Origin of the sequence: Flavobacterium sp. (assembly GCF_013823965.1) — a bacterium.
GTDB lineage: Bacteria > Bacteroidota > Bacteroidia > Flavobacteriales > Flavobacteriaceae > Flavobacterium.
Genome location: NZ_PNNA01000087.1, coordinates 12,437 through 27,741 on the forward strand (window position 1 = coordinate 12,437; position 15,305 = coordinate 27,741).

A 15,305-nucleotide genomic window follows, 5' to 3' on the forward strand; every position below is an offset into this window, starting at 1 on the left:
TGTTTATTTTTAATAGTATCACTCTTTAAATGTGTTTTTCAAACATTAAAAAAACATCATTTTGTAAGTATAAATTTCCATAAGCAAATCCCTTTTTGTTATGGCAAATCTATTAACTTATATTTTAGTTAAATATAAAAAAATCACTTTTTTACCTCTTTTGGAGAAGATTTATCGATAACCAAAAAATCGATACCAAATAATATGCATTCCTTATTTTTGAAACCCAATTTTAAAAAATCAATATTTAATATTTTTTCAAACACCCCCTATTTTTTTAAATGAAAAATTTTAACAACAAATAAAAACTCCTATTTTGCATTTAAAAAATATTAAAACAAAAACACAACCCTATTATTTATACCACAAAACTTAAAATAAAAATTTAAAGCATCGAATAAAAAAGACGGTTAATTACCGAATAACTTTCAAAAAACAAGGATTAAAAATTCAAAAAAAGTCGATTTTTGGAGTCAAAATGCTTTGTTCGCCCCTGTTGTGTTTCAATATTCCAAAACCCCAAAAATCATCCTTTATTAACTATAAATAATACAAAAAAAGCAATGTCATACTTTATTTTTTCCTACAAAAAACAGATGTTAATTTTGTTTTAAATTTTATCCAATAGTTTTGATTTCGTTTCTTTAATTCTATTTTTGCAGCAATGAAAATAACTGCACAAATATTATTGTTTGTATTTATAACCTTTCTTGCCACTCCAACTATTGTTAGCGTGATTAAGAAAAGTGCAGATATGTCCGTGTTTTATAGTTTTTCAGAAGAAGAGAAGGCGCACAAAGAAATTAAGGCGGTATTTAATTCTGCTGTCGTGATTGCTCCCGTAAATTTATCTCAATTGGATTCCGGTTTAATACACTCCGAGAATTTATCCAAGCACGATAAAATTGCATCCAAAATATTCATTCCCCCTCCCGAACAAGTTTAATACACCGTTGATTTTATTAATTAAAATCCAATGCTCACATCAATGATGTGACAAAATCTTTGTATTCAATTTTTAGTAAGGTATTATGACAAAAAAAATCAATCTTTTTGCCAACCTTAAATCTGATTTTGCATCAGGTTTAGTGGTTTTCTTGGTGGCGCTTCCATTGTGTTTAGGTATTGCAATGGCTTCTGGCGCACCCTTGTTTTCAGGTATTATTTCCGGTATTGTTGGCGGAATAGTTGTAGGATATTTAAGTAAATCACACTTGAGTGTCTCTGGTCCAGCTGCAGGCTTGACCGCAATTGTATTAACAGCAATCACCGATTTAGGAGCCTTTGACGTATTCTTGACTGCCGTTTTTATTGCAGGTATAATCCAATTAGGATTGGGATTCATTAAAGCCGGCAGCATTTCAAACTATTTTCCAACAAATGTAATTGAAGGAATGTTGGCAGGAATTGGAATTATCATTATTCTAAAACAATTACCACACGCTTTTGGTTACGACAGTGATTTTGAAGGTGACCAATCCTTTGTCCAATCTAATGGAAGCAACACATTGTCCTCTTTATTGGGCATTGTTGATTATGTACAATTAGGAGCCATAATCATCACGGCATTATCCTTGATCATTTTGATTGCATGGGACAAAGTTCCTTTTCTAAAGAAATTAAAATTGATACCTGGCGCACTCGTTGCGGTGATTTTAGGAGTAATCTTGAATGAAATTTTTACCGCTTCCGGAAGTTCATTGGCCATTGCAAAAGAACATTTGGTTTCATTGCCAATTCCATCCTCATTGGAAGAATTCAAGCAAATCATTGTAACTCCGGACTTTTCAAGCATCACCAATCCTAAAGTTTGGATTGTTGGTTTGACCATCGCCATCGTAGCATCAATTGAAACTTTGTTATGCATTGAAGCCGCTGACAGAATGGATGTACACAAACGCTACACCGATACCAACGTAGAGTTGAAGGCCCAAGGAATTGGGAATTTGGTAAGTTCACTTTTAGGTGGTTTACCAATGACATCGGTAGTTGTTCGTACTTCGGCAAACAATAATGCTGGAGCTAAGTCTAAAATGTCTACCATCATGCACGGAATATTATTATTGTTAAGCGTGCTAATAATTCCAGCTATTTTGAATAAAATACCATTGGCAACCTTGGCGGCAATCTTGTTATTGGTTGGATATAAACTAGCTAAACCAGCAACATTCAAACATTTCTGGAAAAACGGAAAGTACCAATTTATTCCTTTCATTGCCACATTGTTGGCAGTTGTATTCATGGATCTATTGAAAGGTGTTGCTCTAGGAATCATCATCAGTGTCATCTTTATTCTTAAAGGAAATTTAAAAAGAGCCTACAGTTTTAGAAAACAAGAATATGCTGATGGAGACATAATCCATATCGATTTGGCACAAGAAGTATCCTTTTTAAACAAAGCCGCCATTAAATCGACGTTAAACGACATTCCTGAAAACTCTGAAGTCATCATTAATGCCCAAGATACGGTTTACATTGCGCACGATGTTCTTGATTTAATCAAAGAATTCAAGAAAATCAGGGCAAAAGAAGAAAACATAAAAGTAAAACTCATTGGATTCAAAAAAGCCTATGACCTTTTAAACACAGGTGAAGAAGGAAAGCATATCTTTGTTGAACACAAATAAAAAATAAAATCTAAAGTAAATAAATTCATAAATGAAAACACATACTCAAGAAACACAAGCACAAATAACTCCCAGAAAAGCTTTGGAGATATTACAAGAAGGAAATGATAGATTTATCAAAAATTTAAAAGCCAACCGCAATTTACTGCAACAAGCCAACGAAACAAAAGAAGGTCAATGGCCTTTTGCCACCATATTAAGCTGTATCGACAGCAGAACATCGGCCGAATTAATTTTTGACCAAGGTTTGGGAGATGTTTTTTCCGTAAGAATCGCCGGAAATGTAGTCAACACCGATATTTTAGGAAGTATGGAATTTGCATGTAAACTAGCAGGTTCTAAACTAATAGTGGTATTGGGACACAGCAAATGTGGCGCCATAAAAGGAGCTTGCGACCATGTAGAAATGGGCAACCTCACCGAATTATTGTCAAAAATACAACCCGCGGTTTACCAAGAAAAAACGACCAAAAGCGAAAGATCCTCAAAAAACGCTGGCTTTGTAGAAAATGTGGCCTCAATAAATGTGAAACGAACTGTAAAAAGCATCATCGAGCGCAGTTTCATTTTGGAACAAATGGTAGAAAACGGAGCCGTTGGAGTTGTGGGCGGCATGCATGACATCGAAACTGGAAAAGTAACTTTCTATACTGACGTGATGTATATCAAGGATGATAAAAATCCTAAATTCTCAGTAGCTGATTTAAGACATTAAAACAGCACCATTGTTATTTTTGACGTAAAACGTATTTTGTCACGAATTGAAACATTATCAATCATCAAAAGGCAATACAATACACGAATCATCAAAAATTTTCAGACACTACACTTCCGTATCGCTTTCATGTCATCGAAAGCGGTATGGAATTGTTTAAACAAAAACTAAACCAACCAATTCCAGGTAAACCTTCTTTAAATCCAGATTTTACCAATGAAAAAAAACGCATATAAATTATTCTTCTTGCTGCTGACTGTCGCTTTTTCCATTACATGGATTAGCGATAAATTAACTGTAGTCATAGAAAAAGAAAAATATGGTTTTTATGAAATGGCCGAAAATAATGACACTGAAAATCAAACAGAAAACAAAGTAAAAAACCCATTTTTAGAAAATATTGAACTTTTAAAGTGCTCTATATTCTTTACTTCATCGACACAAAAAAACAATACTTTTTACCTGTTTAAAACAAAAGAAACTTCTTTTAAAAACAGGACTCCTCCTCCCGAAATAGTATAATTAAATTCGATTTTTACAAAACAAAAAAACTATTTATTTCAATAATAAAGCATTGAAAATAAAGATTATCCATAATTATACTTATACAAAAATGAAAAATTTATTGACTGCGATTGCAGTATTACTTACGACACAACTCTTTGCACAAACACACGAAATCATTAAACACAATGGTGAAAAAATAGAAATAAACTTTATAAAAACGGAAGGTAATTTAGTTTTCTATTCCTTGCCCAATAGTGCAGAAGAAAAAAAGATAAGCCGTTATGCCGTTGCCCAATTAAATGAAAAATCAAAGAATAATTCCCAGATTTTATCCAAAAAAATTGATGTCATAAACCAATCAGATTACAACAAAGTGATTGTATTAAAAGAGTCCGAAACAATTGGATTACAAAAATCTAATGATCTAACAGGCTTTTTGGGAAAAATTAAAGGAGAAACAAGATGGTCAATGCCTGAAATGGGAGAAAAACGCCTGAAACAAAATGCTGCCAAAAAAGGCTATCCATTCATTGTAATAACTTCAAACAAAACAGACAATTTAAAAGCAATTGGTTACACTTATTAGGATTTTCACAAATTATTTTTCTGTTTTATCAGTTCCAATGCATCTAAATTTCGGGGTGATTTAAAAGCAAATCAAATTATTGAAAAAGCAACAGAAACACTAAAAGGGAAAAAAGTTCCAAAATTATTCATCTCCAGAAGTATGATGAACGGCAGGTTTGTGGGATTTCACGCTTGAGCTAAGATAAAAGAACAATCTTAACGTATGATTCTTGTCGTATTGATAACCCGAATATTTTTGTTGACAGACGTTCATGTAACCAAAATCAAAACTGAGTTTAGGGTTTATAGTTTGTTTGATTCCTATGAACAAACGGTTTTGGTCAAAAGTATTATAGACCACTTCTTTCCCAAAATGAATTAAAATCTCATCCGAAAGAACTAGTTGTGGTGCTGTTTTTTTCTTAAAAACAGGAATGTTGAAACTAACCAAGTAACGCACTCTATTCGTGAAGCGATTTTCGCCAGTAGACAAATCATTTACAATTTTTTCTTGCCAACGTTGTTCATTTCTAAGCCTTTGAAGCACGCTAACTTTGCCTATTTTAGTGGTTATTTGCGCTTGTTGGTAAATCCTGTTTTCATCTGAATAGGTTGTCCAGCCTTCTTTTGTTGGCGCAAGCCACATATGGGCATAACCTCCCGTTATGGTTACTGCGGAATTTGGAATATAGCTGATTCCTCCTCTTAGAAAGTAAAAATTATTGTCGTGAAAAATGCCATTAGTCCTGATGTGTGCGTCTGCCACTATTCCCCAATGCTCGGCAAATTTAGTATTCGTGTTAATAGAAACCCAAGTTTGAGTCTGTTCGTTAATTACTTTTTCCGTTTGCACTTGTCCAAAAGCAATCAAGGGAAACAAAAAAACGAGCATTTTTAATTTATTACGGAACATAAAGTGAATGTTTAAAGAATGAGGATGTCAGTATTTTTCTTTTGCAAATTAACGTCATAAAAAGCCCCTGAAACATGATAAAAATCAGTTTCATAGAATTTTCGAAAACGAAACCAAAATACCGGCAATTGCGTTGATAATAAAGTTTTGACAAGAAAAACAAATAAAATGTAGTTTAATTCCCTTTTCATGACAACACAAGGAATCAGTTTATAACCAAAGAAAAGACATAAATAGTATCCTTTTTTATACATTTGCAAGACATCAAAAAATCTACTTTCATGAACAAGTTTTCAATCCTGACTTTACTGTTTTTCATTACAATTTCTTCCTTTGGACAACCCAAAAAACTGACTCTTGAAGAATCTGTTTTGCAACAAAATCAAAAATTTAGAGCCGATAAATTATCCGGTTTTCAATGGATTCCAAACACCAATCGGTATGTTTATTACACGGATTCGTTCACAAAAATGATGTCCGCTTCAACTACCGATGCCAAAGCAACCGAATTCATCACTTTATCCGATATCAATTCTGCATTGAACACGAAGTTAAAAAACTTTGCAGGCATCGAATGGATGGATAGCAATGCTCTTTTGATTACTGAAAACGGAAAATATTTCGTTTACATGACAGCTCCAAAAAAGGGAACTTTGATGTATGAAACATCCAAAAATGCAGAAAATAAAACCTTTGACAAAAAAAGACGCCATTTGGCTTTTACCGAAAAAAACAATTTGTATTTCTACACTATCGATGGAAAACTAATTACCGTTACCAATGAAACCAATGAAGCCATTGTTTCAGGACAATTTTTTGCCAGAAATGAATTTGGAATCGACAATGGAATTTTTTGGTCGCCAAAATCCACTTTTCTGGCTTTTTACCAAAAAGACCAAACGGAAGTTGCCGATTATCCCTTATTGGACATTACCGAAACACCTGGAAAATTGGTGAACATCAAATATCCAATGATTGGTCAAAAAAGCGAAAAACCAAGAGTGGGAATTTATAATTTGGCAAGTCAAAAAACAGTATATATTTCCCCAAGAGGAAATCAAGATGATTATTTAACCAATCTTTCTTGGACACCTGACGAAAAATACGTTGTAATTGCCGAATTAAATCGTGGACAAAATACAATGTCGTTAAATGTTTATGATGCCCAAACGGGAACTTTCGTTAGAACCATCCTCACGGAAAAAAGTGAAAAATGGGTTGAACCGGAACATCCAGCCTTTTTTCCAAGTGACAACTCCAATAATTTAGTTTGGATAAGCGAAAAAGACGGTTTCAACAACTTATACTATTATTCCATTGAAGGAAAATTAATCAAGCAATTGACCCAAAACAAATTCCCGGCGAGAGAAATTTTAAAAAGTAATGCTGCCGGAACCGAAATATATTTCAAAGCAACAGGCGATAATCCAACCAATATGTTGGTATACAAAGTTGATTTGAAAGGCAAACAAACCTTGATTACAAAAGACCAAGGAGTCCACACGGTAAACATCAGCAACGATGGAAATTGGTTTTTTGACGAATATTCCAATCATTCTACGCCATCAAAATCATTGCTTTACGACAAAAATTTAAAATCCAAAACTCTTTTGGAAAGCAAAAATAAATACGAAGGTTACGAAATAGGAACTGCTGAAATAAAAACCATAAAATCCGCCGATGGAACAACCGATTTGTACACTCGATTAATCAAACCGAGTAATTTTGATCCAAACAAGAAATATCCCGTTTTAGTTTATGTTTACGGCGGACCACATGCGCAAATGATTACGAATTCCTATCTTGACGGTGCCAATCTTTGGATGTATTGGATGGCAGAACAAGGCTATTTGGTGTTCACTGTAGATAACCGAGGGTCAGATAATCGCGGTTTTGCTTTCGAAAGCGTGGTACACGGAAGGCTGGGCGTAAACGAAATTGATGACCAAATAAAAGGTGTTGATTACTTGAAATCCTTGCCTTATGTTGATGGAAATAGGTTGGCGGTTCACGGTTGGAGTTATGGAGGATTTATGACCACTTCCCTAATGTTGCGAAAACCGGATGTTTTCAAAGTGGGCGTTGCCGGCGGTCCCGTTACCGACTGGAAATACTATGAAATCATGTATGGCGAACGTTATATGGACACTCCTGCCGAAAACCAAAAAGGTTTTGACGAAGCCAACACCTTGAATTACGTGAAAGATTTGAAAGGAAAATTGCTTTTAATCCACGGAACCAGCGATGATGTGGTGGTAATGCAACATAATTTTGCCTTAATCAAAAAATTTGTCGAAGCTGAAAAACAAGTGGACTTTTTTGCCTATCCAATGCACAAACATAATGTTTTAGGCAAAGACCGTGTACATTTAATGACGAAAGTTTTAAATTACGTGATCGAAAACAATAAATAGATTTTTGGTTACACAAAAAAATCTTCAAAGGTTTACGCAACTTTTGAAGATTTTTTTATTTGTGAACTACTATGTTTTCTGTTTTTTCTTTTTAGCCGCAGGAAACAATACATTATTTAAAATCAAACGATAGCCCGGAGAATTGGGGTGCAAATCAAGGACTGTAACCGGATCGCCCACTCGATGCTGGTAATCTTCAGGATCGTGACCACCATAAAAAGTAAACATTCCTTTGCCTTTTTCGCCGTGAATATAGCGCGATTCGCCATTGAGTTCACATGTTCCCATCACCAACACATTGGATTTTATAAGTTCCTTGTCAAAAGAAGTGGTTTGTCCCATAAAACCTTTTACCAATTGTGTATGATTTTGACACAACATTGACGGAATGGGATCCCATTTTGCCGAAAATTCCATCAAAGTAAAATAGTCTTTCTCCATTGGAATCTTTCTTTTTTCGGTCATGTCAATATTCGAAAATTCATAATGCTCTGGTTTTCGGTCCAAAATAAAATCCTTGAAAGCGAAGGAATTGGCATAATTTATTTTGGACTGATAATTGGCTTCACTGGCATCACCGTCAAACATGGACTCGCAAATATCAACTCCATCGGCCGTGAGGGCAATGTCAAAACTATCTGTTGCAGAGCACATGGCAAACATAAATCCACCACCAATTACGAAATCCCTGATTTTTTTGGCAACAGCCAATTTTTCTTCCGAAACTTTTTTATAGCCCAATTTTGTTGCCAAAATTTCGGCATCTTTCTTTTGGTCAATGTACCAAGGCGAATTCCTGTTGGAACCAAAAAATTTTCCATATTGACCCGTAAAATCTTCGTGATGCAAATGCAACCAGTCATAAAGAATTAGTTGGTCACTCAAAACTTCTTCATCATAAATGGGCGTAAACGGAATTTCGGCATAAGTCAAGACCAAAGTCACGGCATCGTCCCAGGGTTGCTTTCCTTTTGGTGTGTAAACGGCAACTTTTGGTGCTTTTTCGAGGACAACAGCTTCCATGTTTTGGGAAGGACTGGCAATTTCGGCAAGAATTTGATTGGTTTCGGTATCGCTCAAGAGTTCAAAACTCACGCCACGAATTTGGCATTCTTTTCGAATTTCGGGTGCATCGGGAAATAAAAAGGAACCGCCACGGTAATTGAGCAACCAACTGGCTTTGTATTTTTTGTCGACACACCAATAGGTAATTCCGTAGGCTTTGAGATGGTTTTGCTGCGTGGTTTCGTCCATTGGCAACAAAATAAAAGATGCTTTTGCCGAAAAGGAAATCAGGATTAAAAGTATAAAGAATAACTTTTTCGAAGCCATTTTGAAATTTTTATGTCAAATATACTCGTTTTTATTCACGAAAAGGGATAAAAAAATCGCTTAAAGAAGCGATTTTTTTTTATTTCTAAAACGGCATATCGTCGTCGTCGTCATTCAAATTACTGCCGAAAGCTTCATTTGGCGAAGGAAGATTTTTGGTTTGGAAAGGATTCTCGTCGTGGTTCATGCTCGAAGGCAAATCGTCAAAACTTCCATTGTAATCATCCAGATTGTCAAATTTCCCTAAATGCCCGATAAATTTCAATCGAACGTTTTCGATTCCACCATTACGGTGTTTGGCAATCATAATTTCGGCTTGTCCAGCCGTTGGCGAGGCTTCATCATCATCCCATTCGTCAATTTTGTAATATTCCGGACGGTACAAAAACGAAACAATATCGGCATCTTGCTCAATCGCTCCCGATTCACGAAGGTCGGAAAGCAATGGTCTTTTGCTGGAACCACGGGTTTCAACCGCACGCGACAACTGTGAAAGTGCAATTACGGGAACGTTCAATTCCTTTGCCAATGCTTTCAAGTTTCGAGAAATGGTCGATATTTCCTGTTCCCTGTTTCCGCCACCTTTTCCATTTCCGCCGGCAGTCATCAATTGCAAATAATCGACAATGATGATTTTGATGCCGTGTTGCGACACCAAACGTCTGGATTTGGCACGTAAATCAAAAATAGAAAGTGATGGTGTGTCGTCGATAAACAATGGGGCTTTTTCCAAATTTTTCACTTTGGTACTCAACATCGTCCATTCGTGTGGTTCCAATTTTCCGGTACGCAGTTTCTCCGAAGACAAACCGGTTTCTGACGAAATCAAACGGGTAATCAATTGTACGGAGGCCATTTCCAGTGAAAACAAAGCTACTGGATGTCCAAAATCGATGGCAATATTTCTGGCCATGGAAAGTACGAATGCCGTTTTTCCCATCGCTGGACGAGCCGCAATGATGATTAAATCGCTGGGCTGCCATCCAGAAGTAAGTTTGTCCAGATTGGTAAAACCCGTTTCCACTCCGCTCAATCCTTCTTGCTTGCTGATTTCTTCAATTCGTTTTTTGGCTTGCAACACTAAACTTTGAGCTGTTTCGGAACTACGTTTTATGTTGCCTTGGGTAACTTCGTATAATTTCGATTCGGCTTTGTCCAACAAATCAAAAACATCGGTTGTTTCATCATAAGAATCTTCAATAATTTCCGTGGAAATTCGAATCAAACTACGTTGAATATATTTTTGGAGTATGATTCTGGAGTGAAATTCGATGTGTGCCGAAGAGGATATTTTTTGGGTAAGCTGTATTAGGTAAAAATCACCTCCGGCCAAGTCCAATTTTGCATTTTTTCGCAACTGTGCCGAAACGGTTAATAAGTCAATGGGTTGCGTTTCCGTAAAGAGCTGAACAATAGCTTCAAAAATATATTTGTGTGCTTCTTTATAAAAGGCATCGGGTTGCAAAATGTCTATTACCTCATCTACCCCTTTTTTGTCAATCATCATCGCACCAAGCACAGCTTCTTCGAGGTCTAGAACTTGTGGAGGCAATTTTCCTTTTTCAAGGCTGATAATGTTTGTTTTATCTATTCTGATTGGGTTTATATTCTTGACATTTTCCATAGAGCGAAAGTAACTAAAATTAAAAAAATATTCGTATTGAGTTATTAGAAATAATTGTTTATAAACAATCTTTTTTTGTTGATAACCCAAAAAAAATCCGAAACGACAAGGCTTCGGATTAAATTATAAATTGTAGGTTTTTTACTCTTTAAAATCACCCATTTTACTGTATTTGTCCATTCTCTGGGCAACTAATTCTTCTGTTGATAAGTCTTTCAATTCGTTGAATCCTTTTATGATATATTGTTCCACGGTTTTGAAGGCGGTTTCCCTGTCATAATGTGCTCCACCCAGTGGTTCAGGGATAATATCATCAACTAATTTCTGTTTTTTCATGTCGGTTGAAGTCAATTTCAAGGCTTCGGCAGCTTGCTCTTTGTAGTCCCAGCTTTTCCATAAAATAGAAGAACAAGATTCTGGAGAAATCACGGAATACCAAGTGTTTTCCATCATGTATACTTTGTCTCCAACTCCTATTCCCAATGCTCCTCCCGATGCTCCTTCACCAACAATCACCACTATGATGGGAACTTTTAATCGAATCATTTCAAAAATGTTTCTGGCAATTGCCTCTCCTTGTCCTCGTTCTTCTGCTTCCACTCCAGGAAAAGCTCCCGGTGTGTCCACAAATGACAAAACTGGAATACCAAATTTCTCGGCCATTTTCATTAATCGCAACGCTTTTCGATAACCTTCTGGATTTGCCATTCCAAAATTTCTATATTGACGCGTTTTGGTATTGAATCCTTTTTGTTGGCCAATAATCATGAACGATTGTCCATCAATTTTACCCAATCCACCTATCATTGCCTTGTCGTCTTTAAAACCTCTATCGCCGTGAAGCTCCAGGAAAGTGTCGCCACAAAGTGCTTTAATGTGATCTAATGTGTAAGGTCTATTAGGGTGTCTTGACAATTGAACCCGTTGCCAAGCGGTAAGATTTTTATAAATATTCCTTTTAGTTTCTTCTAGTTTCTTGCTGATTTGTTTGCAAGTATTGGTTACGTCAACTTCTGATTCTTGGCCAATAACTAGACATTTGTCCAACTGGTCTTCAAGTTCTTTTATTGGAAGCTCAAAATCTAAATATTCCATGGAGTGTGTTCTTTTTTGATTTGATTTGAAGTGCAAATATAAAATTTAAAATTATCAAAAACGTATATTCCTTATCTAAATGCAAATAAATTGACAGTAAAATTAGCTGAAAATAATTATTCTTTATCTTCGAAATAGTGTTTGACAATACCGTTGAGGATTACAGTGATGACGATCAACAAAGCGCCCATGTAAAACCCAAAACTCATTTTTTCTTTTCCGCCAAGTAAAAAATAGGCCAAAATAATTCCGTAAACCGGCTCTAAACTGGTGGTGAGCATAATAGTGTAAGGAGACAATTTCTGCATTACTTTTACCGAAGCCGTAAACGCATAAGCCGTACAAACCGATGCCAGGATTAGAAGCAAAATCCAATCGCTGGAAGTCAGCATAAAAAATTTGGCATTAAATTTATTTTCGATTAAAAAATAGATGGAAATAAAAACAACTCCCGCCATAAATTCATAAAACGTGATGACCGAGGAATCATTTTTTTCTATTAGTTTTCCGTTCATCAATGTAAATAAAACCCCAATAATTATGGAAGCCAAGGCATACATCATTCCCTCAAAATAATTCATTTCGACCTGCAAAATGATACCGAGTCCCGCAATGATTACCAAACCAAAAAAAACTTCATACCAAAGTACTTTTCGGCCATAAAACAACGGTTCCAATATGGCTGCCAAAAAAGCGCCCAACGAAAAAACCGATAACGTGATGGATACATTGGAAACATGAATGGCCTTGAAAAAAAATATCCAATGAACTGCGATCAAAAATCCGACTAAAACCAATTTGATGAATTCCTTTGGTGGAACAACAAATGATTTTTTTTTCAATAAAATAAACAGGAATAAAAAAACACCTGCAAAAAGCATTCGGTACCAAACCAAAGCATCGGCATTTATGGATATCAAAGCGCCCAATATTGCCGTGAACCCCCAAATAAAAACTATTAAATGAAGATTTAAATAACTTCCTAATTTACCGTTTTGCATTTCGTAATAAAAAAATTGCTAAAATTCCGAATACGATATTGGGAAACCAAACCGCCAACAAAGGAGGAAAACTGGATTTCTCAGCCAATGTTCCAAATATCTTGTCAAAAAACACAAAAGCAAACGCCAAACCAATTCCTATGGCCAAACTCAAGCCCATTCCTCCTCTTCTTTTCATGGCTGAAACCGCAACGGCAATGATGGTTAAAATAAATGCCGAAACGGGAATGCTGAATTTCTTGTATAAAACCACCAAATATACGTTGATATTAGAGGAACCTCTCTTTTTTTCCTTTTCGATAAATTGGTTCAATTCGCCTAGAGTCAACGTTTCCGCGATATAAACCACGGGGGTTAAATCTGCTAAATCAAAACTAAATTTCGCGTCTTTTTGGTCCGCTTTTTCAATTTTGTCGCCTAATTCACCTACGGTTCTTTTGACATAATCGTACATCGTGTAATTCTTGGTTTTTGGATTCCATTGAATTCTGCTGGCCGATATTTTATGCTCTAATTTATCCTTTTTAAACTTCTCATAGCTAAAACTATAGGCCGTTTTGGTTTCGGGATTGAAACTGTTGACATAAATAAATTCGCTATCGCTAATTTGGCGGTATACATCCGTATTGTCGCCTCGCATTGCTTGTTTTCCGTCGCCTCGAAGGTATGTATACCTAAAATTATTGAATCCTTCGCTCGCTTTTGGAACAATAAAAAAGCCCATAAGCAAGACTACAACAGAAATGATGGAAGCACCAATTAAAAAAGGTCTCAAAAATCTGGTAAAAGAAATCCCGGAACTCAATATAGCAATTATTTCAGTGTCGTTGGCTAATTTTGAGGTAAACCAAATTACCGACAAAAACAAAAATATCGGGAACAACAGGTTCATGAAATAGATGGTAAAATGAAAATAATAAACCAAAATATCCGTAAGGGGAATTTTGTTTTCTATCATTTTATTAATCTTCTCCGATACATCAATGATGATTCCAATAGGGGCAAACAAAGACAACATAACCACAAAAGTGGATAAGTATTTTTTTAGGATGTATTTGTCTATTATGTTCATTTTTCTGGTTGTCGGTTGCCGGTTATCTGTTGAAATCGATCAACTTAAAACCGCCAAAAATTTTATAATCTCTGGCTCATGTTTCGAACCATCATTTCTTTCCAAGTCCTGAAATCTCCGGCCAAAATATGCTTTCTGGCTTCACGAACCAACCACATATAAAATCCGAGATTGTGTATCGTGGCGATTTGTTTTCCTAGGTATTCATTGGCTGCAAACAAGTGACGCAAATAAGCTTTTGTATATTCCGTGTCCACAAAAGTGTGTCCCATTTCGTCAATTGGAGAAAAATCAGCTTCCCATTTTTTGTTTTTGATGTTGATGGTTCCGTTGGCAGTAAACAACATTCCGTTTCTGGCGTTTCTTGTTGGCATCACGCAATCGAACATATCAACTCCCAAAGCAATATTTTCGAGAATATTTATGGGAGTTCCCACACCCATCAAATAACGAGGTTTATCATCGGGAAGAATATCACAAACAATTTCAGTCATTGCATACATTTCTTCGGCGGGTTCTCCTACCGAAAGTCCTCCAATGGCATTACCTTGCTGGCCTGCATTCGCAATATATTCGGCTGATTGTTGGCGCAAATCTTTGTACGTACTTCCTTGAACAATTGGAAAAAAAGCTTGGTCGTAACCATATTTTGTAGGCACTTTATCCAAATGACTGATGCATCTGTTCAACCAACGATGCGTCATGTGCATCGAACGCTGTGCATAGCGGTAATCACAAGGATATGGTGTACATTCGTCAAAAGCCATAATGATGTCGGCGCCAATGGTACGTTGAATTTCCATCACGTTTTCAGGGGTGAATACATGATACGAACCGTCAATGTGCGATTTAAATTTCACTCCTTCTTCCTTAATTTTTCTGTTTGCCGAAAGCGAATACACTTGATATCCTCCTGAATCGGTCAAAATATTTCTGTCCCAATTCATGAATTTGTGCAAACCACCGGCTTTTTCCAAAATTTCAGTCTGAGGACGCAGGTATAAATGATAGGTGTTTCCAAGAATAATATCTGGATTTATTTCTTCTTTCAATTCGCGCTGGTGCACTCCTTTTACGGATGCAACCGTGCCCACAGGCATAAAAATTGGGGTTTCAATCACGCCGTGATCAGTAGTAATACTCCCTGCTCTGGCTTTGGTATGTGGATCTTTTTGTAATAAATCAAATTTCATAAAGGCATTTTTCAGTGCGCAAAGATAATTTATTTAAGATTTAGGAATCAGAATTTAGGATTTTATTTAACACTGCTTATCAAATCTAATCCAGAAACTCAAAAAACAGAAATCAAAAATATAAATCACAACGTCATACACAACAGTAATCAATAAAATTAACTACCTAAAAACCAGTATTTTCAGCAAAACAAAAATGGCTTTTGGTTGTGTTTTATTGATTATATAAGTACCTTTGGGAGAGT

13 protein-coding genes are annotated in these 15,305 nt (G+C 35.8%); 6 read left to right on the forward strand and 7 right to left on the reverse strand.

Annotation, left to right across the window (positions count from 1 at the left end; all coding sequences use genetic code 11):
* Positions 1–664: 664 nt before the first annotated feature.
* From C0430_RS09935 to C0430_RS09955, 5 genes are all read left to right on the forward strand, one after another.
* A complete protein-coding gene (locus tag C0430_RS09935) occupies positions 665–946 on the forward strand; it encodes a hypothetical protein (protein ID WP_290869069.1) in 282 nt (93 codons plus the stop codon).
* An 85-nt stretch (positions 947–1,031) separates the two neighbouring features.
* Complete coding sequence (locus C0430_RS09940; protein WP_290869074.1) at positions 1,032–2,627, forward strand: SulP family inorganic anion transporter; 1,596 nt, start codon at positions 1,032–1,034, stop codon at positions 2,625–2,627.
* 31 nt (positions 2,628–2,658) lie between these two features.
* Positions 2,659–3,342 (forward strand): carbonic anhydrase family protein, encoded by a 684-nt coding sequence (locus C0430_RS09945; RefSeq protein ID WP_290869079.1) that lies wholly within the window; start codon positions 2,659–2,661, stop codon positions 3,340–3,342.
* A gap of 216 nt (positions 3,343–3,558) precedes the next feature.
* Positions 3,559–3,864 (forward strand): hypothetical protein, encoded by a 306-nt coding sequence (locus C0430_RS09950; protein ID WP_290869087.1) that lies wholly within the window; start codon positions 3,559–3,561, stop codon positions 3,862–3,864.
* Between the two features lie 91 nt (positions 3,865–3,955).
* The gene (locus C0430_RS09955) at positions 3,956–4,435 is read left to right on the forward strand and encodes a hypothetical protein (RefSeq protein ID WP_290869093.1); all 480 of its coding nucleotides are present in this window, start codon (positions 3,956–3,958) and stop codon (positions 4,433–4,435) included.
* Positions 4,436–4,558: 123 nt separating this feature from the next.
* Here the strand turns inward: C0430_RS09955 and C0430_RS09960 are convergent, their stop codons facing one another.
* Positions 4,559–5,329 carry a DUF2490 domain-containing protein gene (locus C0430_RS09960; protein WP_290869098.1) on the reverse strand — a complete coding sequence of 257 codons (771 nt, stop codon included), beginning with the start codon at positions 5,327–5,329 and terminating at the stop codon, positions 4,559–4,561.
* 281 nt (positions 5,330–5,610) lie between these two features.
* On the opposite strand from C0430_RS09960, the gene C0430_RS09965 reads away from it, so the two are divergent.
* Positions 5,611–7,743 (forward strand): DPP IV N-terminal domain-containing protein, encoded by a 2,133-nt coding sequence (locus tag C0430_RS09965; RefSeq protein ID WP_290869104.1) that lies wholly within the window; start codon positions 5,611–5,613, stop codon positions 7,741–7,743.
* Positions 7,744–7,812: 69 nt separating this feature from the next.
* Here the strand turns inward: C0430_RS09965 and C0430_RS09970 are convergent, their stop codons facing one another.
* From C0430_RS09970 to tgt, 6 genes are all read right to left on the reverse strand, one after another.
* Complete coding sequence (locus tag C0430_RS09970) at positions 7,813–9,075, reverse strand: asparagine synthetase B (protein ID WP_290869107.1); 1,263 nt, start codon at positions 9,073–9,075, stop codon at positions 7,813–7,815.
* A gap of 85 nt (positions 9,076–9,160) precedes the next feature.
* A complete protein-coding gene (gene dnaB, locus C0430_RS09975) occupies positions 9,161–10,699 on the reverse strand; it encodes a replicative DNA helicase (protein WP_290869110.1) in 1,539 nt (512 codons plus the stop codon).
* 141 nt (positions 10,700–10,840) lie between these two features.
* On the reverse strand, positions 10,841–11,794 hold the full coding sequence (locus C0430_RS09980; RefSeq protein WP_290869113.1) for an acetyl-CoA carboxylase carboxyltransferase subunit alpha: 954 nt from the start codon (positions 11,792–11,794) through the stop codon (positions 10,841–10,843).
* A 116-nt stretch (positions 11,795–11,910) separates the two neighbouring features.
* The gene (locus C0430_RS09985; RefSeq protein WP_290869116.1) at positions 11,911–12,795 is read right to left on the reverse strand and encodes a DMT family transporter; all 885 of its coding nucleotides are present in this window, start codon (positions 12,793–12,795) and stop codon (positions 11,911–11,913) included.
* Entirely contained in the window at positions 12,782–13,867 is a 1,086-nt protein-coding gene (locus C0430_RS09990; RefSeq protein ID WP_290869118.1) for an LptF/LptG family permease, read from the reverse strand. The genes C0430_RS09985 and C0430_RS09990 overlap by 14 nt, the downstream gene beginning before the upstream one ends.
* Positions 13,868–13,929: 62 nt before the next feature.
* A complete protein-coding gene (tgt, locus tag C0430_RS09995) occupies positions 13,930–15,060 on the reverse strand; it encodes a tRNA guanosine(34) transglycosylase Tgt (protein WP_290869121.1) in 1,131 nt (376 codons plus the stop codon).
* Between the last annotated feature and the right edge of the window lie 245 nt (positions 15,061–15,305).